This window comes from Acinetobacter sp. YH12218, from assembly GCF_013417925.1.
GTDB classification, from domain to species: domain Bacteria; phylum Pseudomonadota; class Gammaproteobacteria; order Pseudomonadales; family Moraxellaceae; genus Acinetobacter; species Acinetobacter amyesii.
In genome coordinates, this window is the sequence record NZ_VPDB01000050.1 from 1 (window position 1) to 22317 (window position 22317).

18 protein-coding genes and 1 pseudogene are annotated in these 22317 nt (G+C 41.3%); 12 read left to right on the plus strand and 7 right to left on the minus strand.

Annotated features, from left to right (window positions below; translation table 11 throughout):
* Nucleotides 1-131 precede the first annotated feature (131 nt).
* Both FTV03_RS12930 and FTV03_RS12935 read left to right on the plus strand, forming a co-directional pair.
* A pseudogene (locus FTV03_RS12930) lies at nt 132-1232 on the plus strand (SAM-dependent methyltransferase); the annotation flags it as partial.
* Nucleotides 1233-1243: 11 nt separating this feature from the next.
* A complete protein-coding gene (locus FTV03_RS12935; protein WP_257220791.1) occupies nt 1244-1669 on the plus strand; it encodes a GNAT family N-acetyltransferase in 426 nt (141 codons plus the stop codon).
* Nucleotides 1670-1748: 79 nt separating this feature from the next.
* Here FTV03_RS12935 and FTV03_RS12940 read toward each other — a convergent pair whose 3' ends face one another.
* From FTV03_RS12940 to FTV03_RS12950, 3 genes are all read right to left on the minus strand, one after another.
* Entirely contained in the window at nt 1749-2087 is a 339-nt protein-coding gene (locus FTV03_RS12940) for a hypothetical protein (protein WP_078194261.1), read from the minus strand.
* A 184-nt stretch (nt 2088-2271) separates the two neighbouring features.
* Nucleotides 2272-4404 carry a 3-hydroxyacyl-CoA dehydrogenase NAD-binding domain-containing protein gene (locus FTV03_RS12945; RefSeq protein ID WP_180041624.1) on the minus strand — a complete coding sequence of 711 codons (2133 nt, stop codon included), beginning with the start codon at nt 4402-4404 and terminating at the stop codon, nt 2272-2274.
* 10 nt (nt 4405-4414) lie between these two features.
* Nucleotides 4415-5620, minus strand: a complete 1206-nt coding sequence (locus FTV03_RS12950) for an acetyl-CoA C-acetyltransferase (protein ID WP_180041625.1) — start codon at nt 5618-5620, stop codon at nt 4415-4417.
* A gap of 68 nt (nt 5621-5688) precedes the next feature.
* Here FTV03_RS12950 and FTV03_RS12955 point away from each other — a divergent pair, with 68 nt between their 5' ends.
* Nucleotides 5689-6096: a hypothetical protein gene (locus FTV03_RS12955; RefSeq protein WP_257220792.1), complete on the plus strand. Its 408-nt coding sequence runs from the start codon at nt 5689-5691 to the stop codon at nt 6094-6096.
* 49 nt (nt 6097-6145) lie between these two features.
* Here the strand turns inward: FTV03_RS12955 and FTV03_RS12960 are convergent, their stop codons facing one another.
* A complete protein-coding gene (locus tag FTV03_RS12960) occupies nt 6146-7156 on the minus strand; it encodes an AraC family transcriptional regulator (protein WP_180005120.1) in 1011 nt (336 codons plus the stop codon).
* 210 nt (nt 7157-7366) lie between these two features.
* On the opposite strand from FTV03_RS12960, the gene FTV03_RS12965 reads away from it, so the two are divergent.
* The 5 genes from FTV03_RS12965 to FTV03_RS12985 all read left to right on the plus strand — a co-directional run bounded on the left by FTV03_RS12965 (nt 7367) and on the right by FTV03_RS12985 (nt 14912).
* Nucleotides 7367-8488 (plus strand): CaiB/BaiF CoA-transferase family protein, encoded by a 1122-nt coding sequence (locus FTV03_RS12965; RefSeq protein WP_180041626.1) that lies wholly within the window; start codon nt 7367-7369, stop codon nt 8486-8488.
* Nucleotides 8489-8704: 216 nt separating this feature from the next.
* The gene (locus FTV03_RS12970; protein WP_257220794.1) at nt 8705-9949 is read left to right on the plus strand and encodes a carbohydrate porin; all 1245 of its coding nucleotides are present in this window, start codon (nt 8705-8707) and stop codon (nt 9947-9949) included.
* Between the two features lie 170 nt (nt 9950-10119).
* Nucleotides 10120-12525 carry a glucose/quinate/shikimate family membrane-bound PQQ-dependent dehydrogenase gene (locus FTV03_RS12975; RefSeq protein WP_180041627.1) on the plus strand — a complete coding sequence of 802 codons (2406 nt, stop codon included), beginning with the start codon at nt 10120-10122 and terminating at the stop codon, nt 12523-12525.
* 265 nt (nt 12526-12790) lie between these two features.
* The gene (locus FTV03_RS12980) at nt 12791-14434 is read left to right on the plus strand and encodes a nitrite/sulfite reductase (protein WP_180041628.1); all 1644 of its coding nucleotides are present in this window, start codon (nt 12791-12793) and stop codon (nt 14432-14434) included.
* Nucleotides 14427-14912, plus strand: coding sequence for a DUF934 domain-containing protein (locus tag FTV03_RS12985; RefSeq protein WP_180022843.1), 486 nt, complete (start codon nt 14427-14429; stop codon nt 14910-14912). Before FTV03_RS12980 ends, FTV03_RS12985 begins: the two co-directional genes overlap by 8 nt.
* 70 nt (nt 14913-14982) lie before the next feature.
* Here FTV03_RS12985 and FTV03_RS12990 read toward each other — a convergent pair whose 3' ends face one another.
* The 3 genes from FTV03_RS12990 to FTV03_RS13000 all read right to left on the minus strand — a co-directional run bounded on the left by FTV03_RS12990 (nt 14983) and on the right by FTV03_RS13000 (nt 17450).
* Nucleotides 14983-15432, minus strand: a complete 450-nt coding sequence (locus tag FTV03_RS12990; protein ID WP_180041629.1) for a VOC family protein — start codon at nt 15430-15432, stop codon at nt 14983-14985.
* A gap of 207 nt (nt 15433-15639) precedes the next feature.
* Nucleotides 15640-16815, minus strand: a complete 1176-nt coding sequence (locus FTV03_RS12995) for an acetyl-CoA C-acyltransferase (protein WP_180041630.1) — start codon at nt 16813-16815, stop codon at nt 15640-15642.
* A 113-nt stretch (nt 16816-16928) separates the two neighbouring features.
* On the minus strand, nt 16929-17450 hold the full coding sequence (locus FTV03_RS13000) for a GspH/FimT family protein (protein ID WP_180041631.1): 522 nt from the start codon (nt 17448-17450) through the stop codon (nt 16929-16931).
* Nucleotides 17451-17827: 377 nt separating this feature from the next.
* Between FTV03_RS13000 and omp38 the strand changes: the two genes are divergently transcribed.
* The 4 genes from omp38 to FTV03_RS13020 all read left to right on the plus strand — a co-directional run bounded on the left by omp38 (nt 17828) and on the right by FTV03_RS13020 (nt 22186).
* Nucleotides 17828-18886, plus strand: a complete 1059-nt coding sequence (gene omp38, locus FTV03_RS13005) for an outer membrane protein Omp38 (protein ID WP_180041632.1) — start codon at nt 17828-17830, stop codon at nt 18884-18886.
* A gap of 431 nt (nt 18887-19317) precedes the next feature.
* A complete protein-coding gene (locus FTV03_RS13010; protein ID WP_180041633.1) occupies nt 19318-20193 on the plus strand; it encodes a TonB-dependent receptor plug domain-containing protein in 876 nt (291 codons plus the stop codon).
* A gap of 30 nt (nt 20194-20223) precedes the next feature.
* On the plus strand, nt 20224-20901 hold the full coding sequence (locus tag FTV03_RS13015; protein WP_179990617.1) for an IS1595 family transposase: 678 nt from the start codon (nt 20224-20226) through the stop codon (nt 20899-20901).
* The gene (locus FTV03_RS13020) at nt 20849-22186 is read left to right on the plus strand and encodes a TonB-dependent siderophore receptor (RefSeq protein ID WP_257220793.1); all 1338 of its coding nucleotides are present in this window, start codon (nt 20849-20851) and stop codon (nt 22184-22186) included. Before FTV03_RS13015 ends, FTV03_RS13020 begins: the two co-directional genes overlap by 53 nt.
* Nucleotides 22187-22317 lie beyond the last annotated feature (131 nt).

A 22317-nucleotide genomic window follows, 5' to 3' on the forward strand; every position in this document is an offset into this window, starting at 1 on the left:
TCATGAGAAAGCCCATATAAATGGGTAATGTACAAGTTGCTGTAGAAGCATGTTTAATTCGTCTGATCACAGATACTTTATAAAGTATTTTAATACTTTTTTGAATCAGTCAATGCGTAAGTCCTAACCAATTAGAAAAAATGACCTTGCGAGTCATTTCGCTGCAAGGTGAGTCATTTCTCAGCTGTTTATATCGTTACAAAACCCAAGACATCACCAAAAACTATCCAATCGCATCCGCATATCAACAAGTCGAAAGTTTATTGAGTTGTTGTAAGCAAGCCAACCTGATGACCTTGGATGAAGAAATTCAGCTCAAAAAAAATAAAAAGAAAGCGATGCTAAGCATCAGCAAAAAGCAGCCAGCCTTAGGGAAAATTCCTACGGAGCAGCAAGGACATGATCGAGCGAAACATCGCTATGTCGATCAAAACAGTTATTTCTTACAGCCACTCGGTATTACGGATGCAAAAGCACAAATTATTCCGAGCATGGCACGTAAATGGAAACAAATTAATAAATTTGTAGAAATTTTTTCAGGTGCTTTAAGCCAGATCAAAGAAACCGATCAATCTCTGCATGTTGTAGATTTTGGTTCAGGTAAAGGCTATCTGACTTTTGCATTATATGATTATTTAGCAAAACACCAGCAAGTGCCTAAAGTGACAGGGGTTGAGCTAAATCCGAAAATGGTGGAATTTTGCCAAAGCGTTGCGCAGCAGTCGAATTTCAGCCAACTTGATTTTTTCCAAGGCGATGTTCGTACCTATGCGCCTGAGCGCTTAGATGTCATGATTGCGCTGCACGCCTGTGATGTGGCGACGGATTTTGCGATACATACCGGCATTCGATTAAATGCGCAAATGATCATGTGTGCGCCGTGTTGTCATAAAGAACTGCGTCCGCAATTGAAAGCGCCACAAGTACTTGCACCGATGTTGCAATTTGGTATTCATGCAGGTTAGCAAGCAGAAATGCTCACGGACACGATTCGTGCACTTTTATTGAAAGCATATGGTTATGAAACCAAAGTTTTCGAATTTGTGGCACTTGAGCATACCAGTAAAAATAAAATGATCTTGGCAACCAAACGTGCAGACTATGTCGAACCTGATCAAGCGGTATTGGTACAGATTCAAGCTTTAAAAGACATGTATGGCATTCAAAAGCATTCGTTAGAATTATTGTTGAATGATCAATGGGACCAGCAAGATATTGGCTGTAAATGCTAAAGGATGACGGGATGCAGCAGTTAAATATTCAATTTGGTCCGTGGGAGCAACTGGCATCTGCAGCTCGACCGATACGAGAACAGGTCTTTATTTTAGAACAGGAGATATCGCCCGAAGATGAATGGGATGCAGAAGATGCGATTTCACTGCATTTTATTGTTCATGATGGGATGAAAGCTATTGCAACTGCACGTTTGTTGAAAAATAACAGTATAGGTCGTGTTGCTGTTTTAAAGGCTCATCGCGGTCAGGGGATTGGTAAAATCTTGATGCAAGCCATCATTCAACAAGCGACATTAGAGCAACGTGAATATTTAAAACTATCTTCACAAGTGCATGCTATCCCTTTTTATGCAGCGTTGGGTTTTGTTGTTGAAGGTGATGAATATTTAGATTGTGGTATTCCGCATCAAGATATGTATATGGCTTTGGCTTAAATACTTAAAATTGGACAGCTATAAATAAAAAACGCTTAATATTTTAAGCGTTTTTTATTTGCATAGATTGGGTCAAAGCTTAGTGACCATGATCATTCGATGCAGTAGGTTCAGGGCTCATGTCATCCATATGTGCATGTTGTTCTTCGGTCATCTGCATATCTGCTGCAGTCGGTGCAGATGCTTCACGAGCTGCTTGATCAGCTTGCGCCTTTTTCAACGCTTCTTCTGACATCACAGGGGCATTTTTAAATGCATGCTGTTGAGTATTGTCTTTTTTCTGTTGGCTCGGCATATAGTCTGGTTCATTGGTCACAGCAAGCCAGAAAATACCCATGAATAGCGCACCTAAAATACAGAAGATAATCAGTGCTTTCCAGCCCCATGGTGATTTTTCAGGAGAAGTATGATCTGTCATAACAAGCTACTCAATCGGATAAAAAGAAATCAAAAAACTTGTTACTTTATAACATAAAACTGATGAGAGTTCGCGTAAATTCTAGGCTTGTTTGCAAACACGCGACTGAGAAGGAAAATCAAAAGGAGCCGAAGCTCCTTTTGATGTGATTGAACAGCAAAATTTGCATGCTCAAAATGAATAATTAAATCTGCTCAGCTTTCGCCACTTTGTCTTTCAGCAATTGCGGTGCTTTGAAGCGTTCGCCATATTTTGCTTCTAGTGTATTGGCACGTAATAGCGCTTTTTCCAAACCATATTGGTTTAAAAATTGAAGTGCACCACCTGTCCAAGGGGCAAAACCAATCCCGAAGATTGAACCGATATTGCCATCGACAGTCGATTCCAAAACACCTTCTTCTAGGCAGCGTAAGGTATCGAGTGACTGTACAAACAGGAAGCGGTCAATCATTTCCTGTTCAGAAATAGCATTATCTTTCTGCCATTTGCTCAAGCCATCCCAGAGATGCTTTTTACCGCCTTCAGGGTATTCATAAAAGCCTGCGCCGGCAGCTTTACCTTTGCGTCCGAACTCATGAATCATCGTCTGAATCACCTCATCCGCACCTGAACGTGGTAGGTCTTTGCCTTCAGCTTGTAGGGCTTTACGGGTCTCGGCCGCAACATGCTCAGACAACGTTAAAGACACTTCATCTTGAATCGCCAATGGGCCTACAGGCATGCCAGCTTTTAGTGCAGCCATTTCAATGCGGGCAGGGTGTACGCCTTCAGCCAATAGACGTAAACCTTCTTGCACAAAGGTGCCAAAGACACGGCTAGTAAAGAAGCCACGACTGTCATTCACCACAATTGGTGTTTTACCAATTTGCTGTACATAGTCATAGGCTTTGGCTAAGGTTTCAGCCGAGGTGTTTTTACCTTTAATAATTTCGACCAATTGCATTTTGTCGACAGGACTAAAGAAATGCAGACCGATAAATTTAGCTTGATCTTGAGATGCATTGGCTAAGCCTGAAATTGGCAAGGTTGAAGTATTGGATGCCATTACGCCATTGGCTGCCAAGTAACTTTCTGCTTCTTGAGTCACTTTGGCTTTCAATTCGACATTTTCAAACACAGCTTCAATGATCAAGTCACAGCCTTGTAGGTCGGCAGCATCTGCAGTGGCATGAATCAGTCCTAAAACTTGATCACGTTTTTCTGCACTTAAACGACCTTGAGATACTTTTTTATCTAGCAGTTTTTGGCTATAGGCTTTACCTTTTTCAGCTGCTTCAACAGAAACATCTTTGAGTACAACTGCAATGCCTTTTGATGCCGTGGCATAAGCGATGCCTGCACCCATCATGCCTGCGCCTAAAATGCCGACTTTAGTGGCTTGCCATTTCGCGACGTCTTTTGGACGGCTTGCACCTGACTTAATGGCGTTAAGACCATGCCAAAAGGTGCCGATCATGTTTTTAGAAATTTGACCAGTTGCAAGGTAAGTAAAATAACGTGATTCAATCGTGAGCGCCGTATCGACATCGACTTGAGCACCTTCAACCGCTGCTGACATTATGGCTTCAGGCGCAGGGTAACAGCCCTTGGTTTTGTCACGCAGCATAGCAGGGGCGATGGCGAGCATTTGCGCCACAGTTGGAGTCGATGGTGTGCCGCCCGGAATTTTATAGCCTTTTACATCATAGGGCTGCTGTGATTTTGGATTGGCTTTGACCCAAGAGATGGCTTTATCCATCAATTCTTCAAGGCTATCTGCAGTGTCTTGAATCAGCCCTAATGATTTGGCTTTTTCGACACCAATTTGTTTGCCTTCCATTAAGAGTGGAAATGCATTTTGCAGACCCAATAAACGTACCATACGGACGATACCGCCACCGCCCGGCAGTAAGCCTAAGGTCACTTCAGGTAAGCCAAATTTAGCCTTAGCATCATTCAGCGCAATACGATAATGACAGCCGAGTGCTAACTCCCAGCCACCGCCAAGCGCTGTGCCATTTAAAGCTGCCACAACTGGAATGCCACGGGTTTCGATATAACGCAGTTTAGCTTTCATCTCTTCAATCATATTGAAGAATTCAGTCGCATGTTCAGGTGTGGCTTGAATCAGTTCGTCTAAATCACCGCCTGCAAAGAAGGTTTTTTTGTTCGAGCGGAAAATAATCCCTGCAATATTTTCATCTGCTTGCAGTTTGTCTACCGTTTCAGCCAGTGCAGCACGGAAGTCTGCATTCATGGTGTTGGCAGATTGGTTTGGAGAATCTAAAGTTAAAATGACGATATTGTCGGCATTTTTTTCAAATTGAATTGCGCTCATTTTAGTCTCCTTATACCAACTCAATAATCGTTGCGATGCCCATACCGCCACCGACACACAAGGTCGCTAAACCGCGCTTTTTACCTTGGCGTTCTAGTTCATCCATCAGGGTTCCTAAAATCATGGCGCCTGTTGCACCCAGCGGATGTCCTAATGCAATTGCGCCGCCATTCACATTGACTTTGGCAGGGTCAACCTTGAGTTCGGTCATAAAACGCATCACGACTGCTGCAAAAGCTTCGTTCACTTCAAATAGGTCAATATCATCAATGGTTAGGCCAGCTTTGGCTAAGGCTTTACGTGCAGCAGGTGCAGGGCCAGTCAGCATAATCGTCGGGTCTGCGCCCACCAATGCAGTTGCAAGCACTTTGGCACGCGGTTTCAGGCCTTGTTCTTTGATCGCTTTTTCCGAGGCAAGCAATACTACGGCAGCACCATCGACGATGCCCGATGAGTTACCTGCATGGTGTACATGGTTGACTGCGCCGACTTCAGGATATTTTTGTAAGGCGATGGCATCAAAGCCCATTTGCCCCATCATGGCAAAACTAGGGTTGAGTTTGCCTAAGCCTTCAGCTGTGGTCGTTGGTTTAATAAATTCATCTTTGGCTAAAATAGTCACGCCTGCTTTGTCTTTGACAGGAACGACAGACTTATCAAAATAACCCTTGGCTTGGGCTGCTGCGGCTTTTTGCTGAGAGTTTGCTGCAAAGGCATCCACATCTGCTCGGCTGTAGCCGTCAATGGTGGCAATTAAATCGGCCCCAATGCCTTGCGGAATAAAATCACAGGCCATGTTGGTTTCAGGGTCGAGCGCCCAAGGGCCGCCGTCACTGCCCATCGGCACACGTGACATCGACTCTACACCGCCAGCCACCACAAGGTCTTCCCAGCCAGAACGCACCTTTTGCGCAGCCATATTCACCGCTTCTAAACCTGATGCACAAAAACGGTTGATTTGAACGCCTGCTACATCATTGTCCCAACCTGCTGCAATGGCTGCGGTTTTGGCAATGTCTGCGCCTTGGTCACCAATTGGAGTTACACAGCCCAGTACAATGTCGTCTACTGCAGCTGTGTTAAATTGATGGCGGTTTTGTAATTCGTTCAATAAACCGGTCAGTAGGCTAATCGGTTTAACGGCATGTAGTGAACCGTCTTTTTTTCCTTTGCCGCGCGGTGTGCGAATGGCATCAATGATGTAAGCCTCGCTCATAATCCTGTCCCTATGATCTATAAATTTTTATTGGTTTTTTGAGTGTACGGATTAATCAAGCCAGTGCAATGATGATAACGGGCGAGTCGTTTGATATTTTTGGTCAACGCTTGCTGCTAAATAAGATAAAAATCAACCCGCACATTGAAAGCGAGGATCGGTTAAGATCAGTTGCTATCGATTCAGTACAAATTGAAGATCAGCTTATGCATAAAAATGTGAAGCGAGTGTTGAAAGGTCTGGCTTGGCTAGTACTAGTAGGCTGCTTAGGTTTTGTATGCATGATCGGTTTTTATATTTATATGATCTATGGCATTCATCCCTCAGATGAGGGGACGGGCGGTTTAGCCTGTGAGTATGATCGAAATGATCATGTGACCAAGGCAGAAATGTATCGGATACAGGATGGCAAACGCGTGATCACGCCCGTCGATCCATTGCTTTGTCAAAAACAACGTGCAGATTTTCCGAAATAAAAAACCTGATCGAGATCAGGTTTTAGAGAATGCTAGTTTTGAATGATGCTTAGTGATAACCATGTAATTGGCGGTATAGGCCTGGTGTTACACCGGTCCACTTTTTAAAGGCACGGTGGAAAGTACTGGTTTCACTAAAGCCGACTTGCTGTGCAACATCTTCAAGGGTTAAGTCTGGATTAAGCAATAAGTGAATTGCAGCATCTCGACGTAAGGCATCTTTCACACCTTGGTAGCTCTTACCTTCAGCGGCTAAACGACGACGAAGTGTTTGTGGCGATAGATACAGCATTGAAGCAACATCGTTCAAGGTTGGCATTTCTTCGCCAATTTGACTCTTCAGCACATCACGGATACGAGACGTTAATGAATTGGTATTTTTAAATTTAACCAATAACTGTGCAGGAGCCGCTTTTAAGAATTCCTCTAGCGTTTCTTCGTTTTGACGAATGGGTAAATCTAAATAATCCGCTGCAAACGTAATCTCAGTTCGTGGGGTATCAAACTGCATTACAGGTGCAAAAAACAAGGCATCATATTCGTCAGCATGTTCAGGACGTTCATAACCGAAGTGTACGCGTTCTAAAGGCAGACGACGTTCAATCAACCAAGAAGCGAGACCATGCCAAATCATCAGCATACTTTCAGTAATGAAATGGTCTGGGTCCATAGATTTTGGAATTTGAGGGACTAAACGTGCTTCGTGTTTATCACGTTCTAGTGTTACCGACCATTCATCACCAAACAGTTTGTAGAACTGCGAAGACAATTCAAGTGCATCACCAAGGGTTTTTGCATGAATAATCAATTGGCACATAATGGCAAAAGTACCCAAGCGGCGCGGTTGAATATCAAAACCGACGTGTTCGTCTTGAGTCACCATCCACAACATTTTAATAAAACGTGTGTATTGTTCAGGTGAAATACGGGCTTTGGGTTGGCGTAGAAGTTCAGCCTCAATGCCAACATGAGACAATAAAGTTTCGACATCCATGCCGAGACGTCTCACACCAGTTAAGGCTGCGTTGACGAAATGGATACTGATCGTATCACGACTCATGTTTAATCCTTCAGTCTCTTTAATGTTCACAAATGTTTGACCTAAATGACGCTAAAAAAAGAAATCATGGCAATTTACAACAGCGGTTTTGCCATTTTTACATGGTAAATTGCCGAAACTATCAAGGTAAATGGCTGAACATGACATTGTTTTAGTCATTTTATATTTCTACCATGGATAAAAAATCTACACAATTAGAGAAAAATATCCATGGAAGCTGCTTTAAAAGGATTGAAAGTACTCGACTTTTCGATATTACTCCCAGGGCCATTTGCGACCTTGTATTTGGCTGACATGGGTGCGGAAGTTGTGCATATTGAGTCACCGACGCGTCCTGATCTGGTTCGTTTGATGCCACCTTATGCCAATGGGCAAGCCACAGCGCATAGTTATTTAAATCGCAATAAACAATCCATCGCATTGGATTTAAAAGACCCGAAAAGCATTGAATTGATCAAAGCCAAAATTTCAGATTTTGATATTGTGGTAGAACAATTTCGTCCAGGTGTCATGCAACGCTTGGGTTTGGATTATGCAGATTTGGCCGAAATCAATCCGCGACTTATTTATTGCTCGATTACGGGTTATGGTCAAACCGGACATTACAAAGACCGCGCAGGGCATGACATCAATTACTTGGCTTTATCGGGCATTTCAGGTCATAGCGGACGCCAAGATAGTGGCCCGCCACCGATGGGGATTCAAATCGCCGATGTCGCAGGCGGGTCAATGCATGCAATTACTGGCATCTTAGCCGCGGTGATTGAGCGTTACCGTAGCGGCTTAGGACAATATATTGATATTTCCATGACCGATTGCGCCGTCGCATTGAACAATATGGCTGCAGCTGGCGTATTGGCTGCCAATGCGGTTACCGCGGCAGAGACGGCACATCTGAATGGCGGCAGTTTCTATGACTACTATCGAACGCAAGATGGTCGTTATCTGTCAATAGGTGGTTTGGAGCCACAGTTTTTACATGGATTGGCGCAAATTCTAGATTTACCCGCTTTAGCGACGCAAGGCATGTCATTTGATCCACAGGATCAGACTGAAATTAAGCATGCTATTGCCCGAAAAATACTAACCAAAACATGGGCTGAGTGGAAAAAGATTTTTGCCTCTCAAGATGTCTGTGTGGAACCAGTTTTAAGTTTGGACGAAGCTCTAAATTCACAATTGGCCCAAGAGCGGCATTGGTGTGTTGAAGTTCCGCTACAAGAAGGCGACACAATGACACAAACTCAACTGGCATGTCCGATTAAATTTTCTAGATCAGCATTGATTTATACCCATGTGGGTAAAACTTTAGGTGCGGATAATTGGTTATGAATGGTATAAAAAAAGGTGATAAGTTAAACAATAAAACCTTTAAAATCTCTTAATTAGATAAATATCTATATAAATATTGAGTGTTGTTAATAAAAAAATAAATAAATTATACAAATGTGAGAGTATTATATGAACTATTAACATAATTGGTATATAGGTCTCCAAATGAAAATAGCTGTGAGTAAACTTGGATCTTTATATCTTAGCCTCGGAATAATGCTTGCGGGTTCAGCAACCCAAGCGGCAACTACTGCAGATGCTTTCAGTTCTGAAAGCCCATGGATGTTCGGTGATTGGAACGGTCAACGAACAGCGCTTCAACAGAAAGGTTACGATTTTAGTTTTAGTTATGGTGGCGAATTAGCTACTTTGTTAGATGCAAAGCATGCTTCAAGTCATGGCACTGAATATGCGGACCAATTCGCGATCGGGGCACATCTCGATTTAGAAAAAATTGCGGGTTGGAAAGATACCGAAGCACAAATCAATATCACTGAACGTAATGGTCGTTCATTGTCTCAAACTTCAGATGCATTAAATGGTCATTTAAGTGCAACACAAGAAGTGTGGGGTCGTGGTCAAACTTGGCGTTTGACTGATTTTTGGATCAAGAAAAAATTCTTAGACCAAAAATTAGATATTAAAGTCGGTCGTTTTGGTGAAGGTGAAGATTTCAACAGCTTTGACTGTGACTTTCAAAACTTAGCACTTTGTGGTTCACAAGTGGGTAACTGGGTCGGTGACCAATGGTACAACTGGCCAGTCAGCCAATGGGCTGCTCGCGTGAAATATAACATTCAGCCTGAACTCTACGCACAAGTCGGGGTTTATGAATACAACCCTGAAAATCTAAAACGTGGTAAAGGTTGGAACTTGAGTACCGATGGTTCTAAGGGTGCGATTATTCCTGCTGAAGTAGTGTGGACTCCAAAAGTGGGGACACAAAAGCTTCCGGGTGAATACCGTGCAGGTTACTACTACAGTACCGCTGATGCCGATGTCATTGATAGCCCAGTAAATGAAAAAGATCACCATCAAGGTGGTTGGATTGTGGCGAAACAACAACTGACAGCACACAAAGACGATGCCTCACGTGGTTTGAGTGGTTTTGTAAATGTCACAGTGCATGACTCAGACACCAACAATGTGAGTGATATGCAAAACATTGGCTTGGTATACAAAGGCGCATTCGATGCACGTCCTCAGGATGAAATCGCGATTGGCTTAGGACGTATCAGCATTAATGATGATGTGAATGACGCCAATATTGCCAATAACAGCAACAGCGTTGATGCACGCGGTCTACAAAGTGAAGAGTATGACGCAGAAATTTACTACGGTATTCATGCAGCAAACTGGCTGACTATTCGTCCTAATATTCAATATATCCGTCACGTCGGTGCTTACAAAAATGGTGAGAATGCGTGGGTCGGCGGTATCAAATTTCAAACAGCATTTTAATTGATGTCAAATTAGAGTTCTTATAAAAGCAATTCGGTAATTCTGAGAAAAATTACGATATTTCCCCTTGAATTGTTTTTGTAACAACTTCTCTTTGCGACATAAAAACGGTGGTGCGTTGAATGTGTTTCACGCACCAAATACAACATTCGACAATAGAGGTGGTCAACATGAGCAACCCATCTACCGGAACTGGGATGCGAACATTTACCGTCGTTGTGATGGCAATTTTCGCCTTGGTTCTATTGATTGGTGGTATCTGGCTGGCAGTCCTTGGCGGTTCTTGGTACTACATTATCGCCGGCCTGTTAATGCTGGCTTCAGCAATATACTTAAGAAAAATTCAAAACAGTTCTTTATACATTTATGCAGCGTTGATGCTGGGTACAGTGATTTGGGGACTTTGGGAGGCAGGTTCTGACTTTTGGGCACTTGCACCGCGTTTTGATATTTTAGGCTTATTGGGCCTTTGGTTACTGATTCCTGCCGTGACACGCGGTATGGAAAATGGCAAAACTGCGAAAATTACATTATCAGGCACACTGGTGATTGCGATTATCGTGATGATCTATTCAATTTTTAATGATCCGCAAGAAATTCACGGTGAAATTAAAAATGCACAACCTCAAACAGCCAAAGCGATTGAGGGTATTGCTCCTGAAGATTGGCCTGCCTATGGTCGTACACAAGGTGGTGTACGTTATTCTCCACTCACCCAAATCAATAGCGACAACGTTAAAGATTTAGAAGTAGCATGGACTTTCCGTACAGGTGAGTTACCAACAGAAAATGACTCAGGTGAAACCACAAACCAAGTCACTCCGATTAAAGTCGGCAATGACATGTTTATGTGTACAACTCACCAACGTTTAATTGCACTTGATCCTGCGACAGGTAAACAAAAATGGGCATTCGATCCTAAACTTAAAGCGGACAATACCTATCAACATTTAACATGTCGTGGTGTGTCTTATTTTGACGCTGCAAATACCACTCAGTTTGCAAAAAGCTTAGAGAACAAACGCTCGACTTCAACTGAATGTCCGCGCAAAGTGATCTTGCCTGTAAATGATGGTCGTTTGGTTGCAGTCAATGCTGACACAGGTAAAGCATGTAGTGATTTTGGTCATAACGGCGAAGTCGATCTACAAAAAGATATGCCTTATCCGTATCCGGGTGGTTATATCCCAACTTCACCTCCAGTGGTTACTGGCACAACCATTGTGATTGGCGGTTCAACTACCGATAACTTCTCGACTAAAGAGCCATCTGGTGTCATCCGTGGTTATGATGTCAATACTGGTGAATTATTGTGGATCTTTGATACAGGGGCGGAAGATCCAAATGCCATGCCAGGCGAAGGTCAAAAATACTCTGTAGCCTCACCGAATGCATGGGCACCTTTAGCATATGACGAAAAACTTGACATCGTTTATGTGCCAACAGGTGTAGGCACACCAGACATTTTTGGTGGTCACCGTACGCCTTTAGATGAACGCTATGCAAACTCAATGCTTGCGATCAATGCATCGACTGGTAAATTGATCTGGAACTTCCAAACCACACATCATGATTTGTGGGATATGGATGTACCATCACAACCTTCATTGGCAGATATCAAAGATAAATCAGGTAATATTGTTCCTGCGATCTATGTCTTAACCAAAACAGGTAATGCATTCGTCCTTGACCGTCGTACCGGTAAAGCGATTGTGCCAATCACCGAAAAAGCGGTTCCACAAACTGTAAAACGTGGTCCACAAACTAAAGGTGAGCATTATTCTGCAACTCAACCGTTCTCTGATTTTGATTTAGCACCAAAAGATAAATTGACTGATAAACAAATGTGGGGTGCCACTATGTTTGACCAGTTGATGTGTCGTGTGTATTTCAAATCACTTAACTACGACGGTATTTATACACCACCTTCTGAAAATGGCACATTGGTATTCCCAGGTAACCTTGGGGTATTCGAATGGGGTGGTATGTCGGTGAACCAAGACCGTCAAGTTGCTGTGATGAATCCAATTGGCTTGCCATTTGTCACTAAGTTGATTCCTACCGATCCAAACCGTGAACAAACTGCGAAAGGTGCGGGTACTGAACAAGGCGTGCAACCGATGTATGGCGTACCTTATGGTGTGGAAATCAAAGCATTCTTGTCACCACTTGGCTTACCTTGTAAACAACCTTCATGGGGCTTTACTGCAGGTGTAGATTTAAATACACATGAAGTAGTCTGGAAAAAACGTATAGGTACAATTCGTGACAGTTTACCGAAATTGTTCCAATTACCTGCTGTGAAAATTGGTGTACCGGGTCTTGGTGGATCAATCTCGACTGCTGGTAATGTCATGTTTGTAGGCGCAACACAAGATAACTATATCCGTGCAATCAATGTAACGAATGGTGATACTTTGTGGGAAGGTCGTCTACCAGCAGGTGGTCAAGCGACTCCAATGACTTATGAAGCAAATGGTAAACAATATGTTGTGATCATGGCTGGTGGTCATGGTTCATTTGGTACAAAACTTGGTGATTACCTTGTTGCGTATGCTTTACCAGATAAAAAATAAGTGATTTTACATCGCTAAGTAAAAAGCCCGATTTATCGGGCTTTTTATTGGCTGAAATTCTTTATGTAAATTTATGCTAAGTAATGGAAAAATAATTCAATATATTAATAAATAAAAAGTAAATGACCGGAATCCGCTATATCAGTGAAATTGCGACAGTCTTATCAATAAAATCGCTATTAAATATGTAAAAAACGCATTTTCTTGATAGATGAAATCTCGTTATGCTGTGCATTGTTATAATAGAAATTACTAGCTGTACGCCATGTATTTATATACTGATTTTGACCAGCAACTGGTTAATGAACGTGTTGCACAGTTCCGTGATCAAACGGAACGTTATTTAGCAGGTAAATTGACGGAAGATGAATACCGTCCACTGCGTCTTCAAAACGGCCTTTATGTACAACGTTATGCACCGATGCTACGTATTGCAGTACCTTATGGCCTGATGAATTCTAAACAATTACGTAAAATTGCGTCATTGGCTCAGGACTATGACCGTGGTTATGCGCACGTATCTACTCGTCAAAACATTCAGTTTAACTGGCCTGCACTAGAAAATGTGCCTGACATGTTACAAGAGCTTGCATCTGTTCAAATGCACGCGATTCAAACTTCAGGTAACTGTATTCGTAACACCACCACTGACCAATATGCAGGTGTGGTTGCAGGTGAAATTGCTGACCCACGTCCAACGTGTGAATTGATTCGTCAATGGTCAACTTTCCACCCAGAATTCGCTTTCTTGCCACGTAAGTTCAAAATTGCAGTTTCAGCACTGGAAGAAACTGATCGTGCGGCAACGTCTTTCCATGATATCGGTGTGTATATCGTGAAAAATGAAGCAGGCGAGATTGGCTATAAAATCAAAGTTGGTGGTGGTTTAGGCCGTACCCCAGTGATTGGTAGCTTTATTCGTGACTTCTTGCCACGTGAAGACCTGATTGCTTATCTGGAAGCAGTACTTCGTGTATACAACTTACACGGTCGTCGTGATAACAAATATAAAGCGCGTATCAAAATTTTGGTGAAAGCATTAACACCAGAAGTATTTGCAGAGAAAGTGGAAGCTGAATTTGCACATACCATCAAAACATTAAAAATTGATGCTGATACCTTGGCGAAAATGGATGAGAACTTCACACCATTTGATTACCAAGATTATGCAGATGAAGATTTCACAGAGCAATTTGCCGCAGAGCCGAAATTTAAACAATGGTTCAACATCAACACCAATGCACATAAAGTCAAAGGTTACCGCATCGTTACGATTTCTCTGAAACGTGCGGGTATTGCACCGGGCGATATGACTGTTGAAGAAATGAACCTGATTGCTGACTTGGCTGACAAATATACCTTTGGTGAGTTCCGTACCACACATGAGCAAAACATTGCGCTTGTTGATGTACCGCAAAAAGATTTGTTTGATCTATGGAAAATCCTTGATGAACACAATCTTGCACGTGCGCATATCGGTTTCTTAACCGACATCATTTGCTGCCCTGGTGGTGATTTCTGTTCATTGGCGAACGCGAAATCGATTCCAATTTCTGAAGCCATTACACGTCGTTTTGATGACTTAGACACTATTTACAATTTGGGTAAATTGGATCTGAACATCTCTGGCTGTATGAATGCGTGTGGTCACCACCATGTCGGTAACATCGGTATTTTAGGTGTAGACAAAAAGGGTGCTGAGTTCTATCAAATCACTTTGGGTGGTAATGCCGACCATGATGCATCAATTGGTGACATCTTAGGCCCATCATTTGCAGCTGATGTTGTACCTGACATCATCGAAGAGATCTTAAATACTTATCTAGACCTTCGTGCAGAAGGCGAAGAGTTTATTGATACTTACCGCCGTGTTGGCATCCAACCATTTAAGGAGCGTGCATATGCTTAATACAGCACTACAAGTCCTCTCTAAAGATGGCTCGATTGCAGACAATACTTACCAAGTCATTGGTGAAGATGGTGTGTTACCACAAGGTGACGTGGTTTTAACAGTTGAGCAGTTAGATCAACTTGCGAATGTGTCTGGTAAAAAAGCACTTTTCGTAACGGTGGATGCTTCACCTGAAACCAATGAATTCCCGCTTGACCAGTTAGATGCCATTTTCATCGAATTTGCCGGTTTTAATGATGGTCGTGGCTATTCATTTGCTGCATTGTTACGTCGCCAAGGTTTCCAAGGAGAACTACGTGCGACAGGTGATGTATTCAAAGACGTGTTGAACTACATGAAGCGTTCAGGTTTCGATACTTTTGTGGTGAAAGAAGGTAAAGATATTGCTGAAGCTGCTGCTGGCTTAGGTGATTTTACCAATCCATACCAAGCTTCAACTGCTGTGCCGCAAGCGCGTTATCAAACAGGCGCTTAAGTACCTTGATTGACTAAAAAAGCCTCCTTTTGGAGGCTTTTTTATTGATCGAAATACTTTTAATGAGTGATTATTCGTTTTCAAGCTGGCAATTGATCATCCATTTAATGCCGAACTGATCGGTAAATGCGCCATACAGCGCACCCCAAAAGGTCTTTTCGAGAGGCATTTCTATAGAGCCTCCTTTGGACAATGCATCAAACAGTCGTTTGGCTTCAGCTTGTTCACTGCTGTCTAAATTAATCGAAATATAGTGATTGCTGCCTAAGGTAAAGGGTTGATTGGATTGCGCACAGAATTGTTCGTTGACATCTGAGGCCATCAGCACGGTAAATTCATTGATCGACAGGGAAATATGCATAATCTTTTGCAGTTCTGTATCGGATAGTGAAATGCCATCCTCAGCAGGCATATCACCATAACGCATCACATTGAGGAATTCTCCACCAAGTACAGAGCGATAAAAATTAAAGGCTGCTTCGGTATTGCCTTGAAAATTCAAGTAGTGATTGAGCTGCATAATGGTCATCCATTTTTTATTATGTTGACATTTATTATAAGAGCCTTTGCTGACCTGTATGTGAACAATTTATGTCTAAAATGTAAGCATAAAAAATCCCTCTTACAGAGGGATTTTCAGTCTCCCTCCTTTATTAAAGGAGGGGTTAGGGGAGGATTAAAGAATATTCCTTCTAAATCACTCTTTACGAAGGGAATCTACAGTGCTTTAAAGCAATTCAATCGCCACAGCAGTCGCTTCACCACCACCAATACATAGCGCTGCAATACCACGTTTACCACCAGTACGTTTTAATGCATGGATCAGCGTTAGGATAATACGTGAACCGGTAGAACCAACTGGATGTCCAAGCGCACAAGCACCACCGTTGATATTTACTTTTTCAGCATCTAATTTAAATTCATCAATAGGGCACATCGTGACCATGGCAAAAGCTTCATTGATTTCCCATAAATCTACGTCGGCAACATTCCAACCCGATTTATCTAGAACTTTTTGAATTGCGCCTACAGGTGCAATGGTAAACTCGGATGGATGTTGTGAATTTGAAGCATAAGCCACAATTTTTGCGAGCGGATTTAAACCTTTTGCTGAAGCTTGATCTGCTGAAGTTAAAACTAAAGCAGACGCACCATCAGAAATAGAACTTGCATTGGCAGCGGTAATCGTTCCATCTTTAGCAAAAGCAGGGCGCAGCGTTGGAATTTTTTCGATATTGGCATTAAAAGGCTGTTCGTCTTTATCGATAATCACATCGCCTTTACGACTCGAAACAGTGACAGGCACGATTTCGTCAGCAAAATACCCCCCAGTAATTGCAGTTTGTGCACGTTTAAGCGAGCGAATGGCGAAGTCATCCATTTGTTCACGTGTATAGCCTTTGGTATTTGCCATATCCTGCGCAAAAGAACCCATGAGTCGGCCCGTTTCTGCATCTTCTAGGCCATCTAAGAACATATGATCTTTAACGTCACCGTGGCCCATACGGTAGCCAGCTCGTGCTTTGGTCAATACATACGGCGCATTGGTCATTGACTCCATACCACCTGCAACCACGACTTGAGCCGAACCTGCCTTAATCATATCTGCCGCTTGCATCACGGCCTTCATACCTGAACCACACAGCTTGTTGATGGTTACGGCACCAGTTGAATCTGGAAGACCAGCCTGACGCATCGCTTGACGGGCAGGACCTTGTTTCAGACCAGCTGGAAGCACACAGCCCATAATGACTTCTTCAACATCTGTTGGTTGTAAACCCGCGCGTTCGATGGCTGCTTTAATTGTGACTGCGCCTAATTCTGGTGCAGTGACAGCGGCTAAACTCCCTTGAAAACCACCCATTGCAGTACGGGCACCATTCACGATGACGATATCAGTCATTACATGTCTCCATTTTCTTATACATTAATTTTTGAATACGTCAGCAGTATAAGTAAAATTGAACAGGAATAAAGCAAATTTAAAAGGCTGCTTTGGACTCACCGGTTCTCAAATTAGCAACTGGTTGGGTTTTCAAATCGGATATGTCCCATTCGACTTAAGACTGCTCGGATCGGTTGAAGCGTTGATTTCGAACAGTAGTAGAAACTACCATTTGAACCATTGGGTAAACCGGAGCTAGCTTGAAAGGTGAGACTTGGAATGTGTAGAGTCCCACGCCAAGACAGATCGCCATATTTTAAGTTGAGTTTGTCTTGCAGTAATATTTTTTCATTTGCATCAACTTGACGGTTTTTATTGCTGTCAATAAATATAATCAGACCACTGTTCCAGTTGTTAGGTTGGCAAAGTTTAAAGTCAAGACTAGGACAAATCACAATATTGGAATGATAAATAGTGGCATGAGCCCGTGCGAATGCATTGTGATTTTGAATAGTCGATTTGATGTTATTCGCTTCTCGCTGCGCCATTAAATTGTTGAAATGTGGTAAAGCTATCGTCACGATAATGACAATAATCGCAATTGAGACTAAAAGTTCAAATAAAGTAAAGCCGGTTTCTTTATTGTAAAGCATTGATTTAATCCAAAATTTAATATTATTTTTATATGTTTAGTGTTATATGTGTTTTTAATGGCGATATTAATTTTGAGTATAGAATTTTATTACTCAATTTTAGATAAAGCTGTTAAAATGAAAATAGCAAGTGACAATAGGCGATTCACTGCTCAAAATTGAGTAAAAATTTACCGAATTACAACGGAAATTGTAAGTAATTTTGTCAATAATTTACTTGATTAGATTAATCAAGCACTTGGAAAAAGAATAAAGTGTTTGTATGATTCAGCGTAAATAGCTTAAAAAAAAACTGGGGTATAAGAAAGCCTATCTCAGGATAGCCAATTTTTCGGCTTGAGCTTGAACAACAATTGTTATCTCTGGAGGATAAATCCATGAAAATGAGTCGTATTGCATTAGCAATGCTCGTAGCTGCTCCTTTAGCAGCTGCAAACGCAGGCGTAACTGTTACTCCATTAATGCTTGGTTACACTTTCCAAGATTCTCAACACAACAACAGCCGTGGCAACTTAACTGAAAGTCCTGAGCTACAAGACGACTTGTTTGTTGGTGCAGCACTTGGTGTTGAATTAACTCCATGGTTAGGTTTCGAAGCTGAATATAACCAAGTTAAAGGTGATGTTGATCCGCTTGACAGCGAATACAAACAAACTCAAATCAACGGTAACTTTTATGCTACTTCTGATTTGATTACTAAAAACTATGACAGCAAAGTTAAGCCATATGTATTGTTAGGTGCTGGTCACTATAAATACAAATTTGACGAAGCTGCTGCTCGTGGTGTATCTCCATCTGCACAAGCTCGTGGTACTACTGAAGAAGGTACTTTGGGTAATGCTGGTCTAGGTGCTTTCTGGCGCTTAAACGATGCTTTATCTCTACGTACAGAAGCTCGTGCTACTTACAACATCGATGAAGATTTCTGGAACTACACAGCTTTAGCTGGTCTTAACGTAGTTCTTGGCGGTCACTTGAAACCTGCTGCTCCTGTAGTTGAAGTTGCTCCTGTAACTCCTGTTGCTCCAGTTGCTCCAGCTCCTCAAGAGTTGACTGAAGATCTTAACATGGAACTTCGTGTGTTCTTTGATACAAACAAATCAAACATCAAAGATCAATACAAACCTGAAATTGCTAAAGTAGCTGAAAAATTAGGCGAATACCCTAATGCTACAGCGAACATCGAAGGTCACACAGATAACACTGGTCCACGTGCTCTAAACGAACGTTTATCACTAGCTCGTGCTAACTCTGTTAAATCTTCGCTTGTTAACGAATACAACGTTGACCCAGCTCGTTTATCTACTCAAGGTTTCGCGTGGGATCAACCAATCGCTGACAACAACACTAAAGAAGGCCGTGCTATGAACCGTCGCGTATTCGCTACGATTTCTGGTAGCCGTACTGTAGTGGCTCAACCTGGTCAAGCTCAATAATTTGAGTTTAACTTCGGTTAGAAAAAAGCGGCTCTTTTGAGTCGCTTTTTTTTTGTTAAAAATTTAAAAAAGGAGATTTAAATTTGGCTAAAAGGCACTAACGCAAAAGCGTTGTTTACTTTTAAATAATCGTTGGATGTAAAAGGATTTATCTATTCATGTGGCAATTAAGCATGTAAAAATTCAAAATATTGTATATTAATTAATCATCTGTTTGCCTAAGAGCTTTAATTGAACATAACCAGGTTGTATTTTTATTTTTTTATAAAAGCAATAAAAAAACAATTATTTACATTTGTCTTATCTACAATTTATAAAAAATGAATATTTATATTTTTCATTAAAAAAATATAATCATCGGGATTCATGATGCAGTTAAGAATTATTCTAAATATAATAATGATTCTTATTCAAGTAAAACTAATCTTGAAATGATGAATAATTTTGCAAAAACACACTTAGTACGTTCTATAACTATGGTGCTGCTCGGTGTTGGAGGGGCTACATCTGTGTTTGCAGCGGATACAACGGTACTTGAGACGATTGAGGTTGAGGTACCTGCAGAAAAGCAACTTGCAAATGGTAAGTTGAAAGCCAATACAGACCTAGGTGCTTTGGGAAATCAAAAAATTGTTGATACGCCATTTAGCGTAACAGCATATAGTGAAAAACTGATTGAAGAACAGCAAGCGTCAACTGTAGCACAAGTTTTAAAAAATGATGCGAGTATTCGTATGACCACGAATCAGGGGCATTTATATGAAAATTTCCAAATTCGTGGATTTGGTGTGCATGGTGATGAAATTGCTTTAGATGGTTTATACGGAATGGCACCGGTCAGTCGTGTATCCACAGAAACCTTAGAGGCTGTAATGGTCTTGAAGGGGCCAAATGCCTTGGTCGCTGGGATGGCACCTAATGGAGGGGTTGGTGGTGTGATTAATATTACGCCTAAACGTGCACATGAAGATTTAACTAGACTGACTTCTACTCTGGAAGATGAAGGTTATTACCAAAGTCATCTTGATGTTTCACGCCGTTTCGGTGAACAAAAAAAAATTGGTGTTCGCACGAATTTAGTCTATGGCCAAGGTAAACGTAATATTGATGGAGAAGAAGATACTAAAGCACTGGGTTCAATTGCTGCAGACTATACTACAGATCAATTACAAGTAAATTTTGATGCCTATGCAATACATGAAGATCGTGAAAATGGTTCACCAGCCATGGTTTCGTTTGCAAAGATTAAAAAAGTGATTGCGGCACCGGAAGGTGGGTTAAATTATTTTAGGGGCTTAGGAAGTTAAGCATATTAAAAAGTATGGTAACTTCCTTATATGAAAGCAAAAAATAGATACTATTCCCATTCAAGAATCGCAGAAGCAAAATTCAGGCAAATTATTCGCTTTTTTGCCATGGATTTTACTGCATCTGATACTGCTAAACTTACCAATATTTCTGTTCGCTCCATCAATACAATTTATATCAAATTGCGCAAAAAGATTGCTGTCCAATGTGAAGAAATATCTCCCTTCAATGGTATTGTTGAACTGGATGAATCTTACTTTGGTGCTCGTCGTGTTCGTGGTAAGCGAGGTCGTGGGGCATCAGGAAAAACCATTGTATTTGGGTTGCTCAAACGGGATGGAAATGTGTACACGGAAATTGTACCAGATTGCTCAAAAGCTACACTGCAAGGGATTATCCGTGGGCATATAGAACTTGATTCTGTCATCAATACAGATGGATGGAGGGGGTATGATGGTTTAGTTGATATTGGCTTTGATAAGCACTTAAGAGTAAATCACGGTGACAATGAATTTGCTTGTGGTGAACGTCATATTAACGGTATAGAATCCTTTTGGGGCTATGCGAAAAAGCGGCTCAGTAAATTTAATGGAATTGACAAGAAGATGTTTTATTTGCATCTTAAAGAAACGGAATATCGCTTCAATCATCGCCATGGTAATTTATACCTCGATTTGCTTAAAATACTCCGTAACAACCCTCTTTAACTTCCTAAGCCCCTATTTTAATGATTCAGATACTCAAATAGATAGTAAGTTTGTTGGTTTAAAAGCGAAATATGCATTAACACCGAATGCAAATATCTTTGCTGGTGCCGGTTATGCAGATAAAAAATATAAAGGCTTTGTATTTGGCACACGTATGGTTCTGAATAATGAACAAGGTGATGCGACTACACAGACTTATGGTCAATACGCGCACTTTAAAAATACATCCGCAAATATTGGCGGTGATTATAAATTTAATACGGGTATTGTTTCACACAAATTAGGTCTTCGAGCAGATTATCTTAATATTCAGACAGATCAGCATAACCCTGCTACATCCAGTGGATATTCAACTAACTTATATAACCCCGGTCAAAATGGATTAATGGCGGTCGCACCAAGTGTCATGCCATTAAATGACAATACGTTTGCAAGTTATACTTTGAGTGATCAAATTTCATTACTTCAAGACAAACTTCAATTTATTCTCGGTTTACGTTACCAAGATATGGATTTGAAGAATTTTAGTTCACAACGTAAAAATAGTGCTGATTGGCGTTATGAAGAAAATGCTTGGTCACCTAGTTTAGGTCTTGTAGTTAAACCTTTTGGTGAAAATCTTTCTTTATATGCCAATTATGTAGAGGGTTTGAGTCAAGGTAAAACAGTTACAGATGAAAGTGATCTGAATTTTGGAAAAACTTTTGCACCTTTTAAAACCGAACAATATGAAGTGGGTGCTAAATACCAAAATGGATCATGGTTAAATACACTTGCTTTGTATGAGATTAAAAAGCCTGACACAATGGTAATTGATGGGGCGACTACTGATGGTGCAGAAACAAGTGCTCGAGGCATTGAATGGAGTTTCTCAGGACAAGTTCGTGATGGTTTAACGATATTAGGTAACATGGCTTATCTTGATACGGAATATACCAAAGCATTAGGCAATAAAGGCAATGAGCTTCTAGGTATGCCAGATCTTACAGCGACAATTGGTTTGGATTATGCCTTACCTTTACTCGACGGTTTATCTGTGAATGGTCGAGTAAACTATGTAGGTGAACAATATGTTGATTCAGCAAATACCTTACAATTACCTGATTTCACGACAGTGGATTTAGGTGCACGTTATAAAACAAATTTAGGTGGTGTATCTACAACATTTATGGCAAATGTCGACAATGTGACCAATAAAAAATATTGGGAGGGCGTATTTAATGAAAACTTTGCCACGATTGGTGCAGACCGTACCTATAAAGTTGGTGTGACTTTTGATTTCTAAGTTAGATTAGGGTCTGTTGACATTTGTTGATTAAAAAAATAGCGAGATAGTAAAATTAAATCGCCAAACCCAATTTTACACTCGCTATGCCTCGAACAATGCTAAATGATCAACACTGGTCCAAGTTACTT

Excerpts from the sequence above, each read along its gene's own strand:
- FTV03_RS12935 (WP_257220791.1), top strand. The coding sequence starts at position 1,244 with ATGCAGCAGTTAAATATTCAATTTGGTCCGTGGGAGCAACTGGCATCT.
- FTV03_RS12940 (WP_078194261.1), bottom strand. The coding sequence starts at position 2,087 with ATGACAGATCATACTTCTCCTGAAAAATCACCATGGGGCTGGAAAGCA.
- FTV03_RS12945 (WP_180041624.1), bottom strand. The coding sequence starts at position 4,404 with ATGAGCGCAATTCAATTTGAAAAAAATGCCGACAATATCGTCATTTTA.
- FTV03_RS12950 (WP_180041625.1), bottom strand. The coding sequence starts at position 5,620 with ATGAGCGAGGCTTACATCATTGATGCCATTCGCACACCGCGCGGCAAA.
- FTV03_RS12955 (WP_257220792.1), top strand. The coding sequence starts at position 5,689 with ATGATGATAACGGGCGAGTCGTTTGATATTTTTGGTCAACGCTTGCTG.
- FTV03_RS12960 (WP_180005120.1), bottom strand. The coding sequence starts at position 7,156 with ATGAGTCGTGATACGATCAGTATCCATTTCGTCAACGCAGCCTTAACT.
- FTV03_RS12965 (WP_180041626.1), top strand. The coding sequence starts at position 7,367 with ATGGAAGCTGCTTTAAAAGGATTGAAAGTACTCGACTTTTCGATATTA.
- FTV03_RS12970 (WP_257220794.1), top strand. The coding sequence starts at position 8,705 with ATGCTTGCGGGTTCAGCAACCCAAGCGGCAACTACTGCAGATGCTTTC.
- FTV03_RS12975 (WP_180041627.1), top strand. The coding sequence starts at position 10,120 with ATGAGCAACCCATCTACCGGAACTGGGATGCGAACATTTACCGTCGTT.
- FTV03_RS12980 (WP_180041628.1), top strand. The coding sequence starts at position 12,791 with ATGTATTTATATACTGATTTTGACCAGCAACTGGTTAATGAACGTGTT.
- FTV03_RS12985 (WP_180022843.1), top strand. The coding sequence starts at position 14,427 with ATGCTTAATACAGCACTACAAGTCCTCTCTAAAGATGGCTCGATTGCA.
- FTV03_RS12990 (WP_180041629.1), bottom strand. The coding sequence starts at position 15,432 with ATGCAGCTCAATCACTACTTGAATTTTCAAGGCAATACCGAAGCAGCC.
- FTV03_RS12995 (WP_180041630.1), bottom strand. The coding sequence starts at position 16,815 with ATGACTGATATCGTCATCGTGAATGGTGCCCGTACTGCAATGGGTGGT.
- FTV03_RS13000 (WP_180041631.1), bottom strand. The coding sequence starts at position 17,450 with ATGCTTTACAATAAAGAAACCGGCTTTACTTTATTTGAACTTTTAGTC.
- omp38 (WP_180041632.1), top strand. The coding sequence starts at position 17,828 with ATGAAAATGAGTCGTATTGCATTAGCAATGCTCGTAGCTGCTCCTTTA.
- FTV03_RS13010 (WP_180041633.1), top strand. The coding sequence starts at position 19,318 with ATGATGAATAATTTTGCAAAAACACACTTAGTACGTTCTATAACTATG.
- FTV03_RS13015 (WP_179990617.1), top strand. The coding sequence starts at position 20,224 with ATGAAAGCAAAAAATAGATACTATTCCCATTCAAGAATCGCAGAAGCA.
- FTV03_RS13020 (WP_257220793.1), top strand. The coding sequence starts at position 20,849 with ATGGTAATTTATACCTCGATTTGCTTAAAATACTCCGTAACAACCCTC.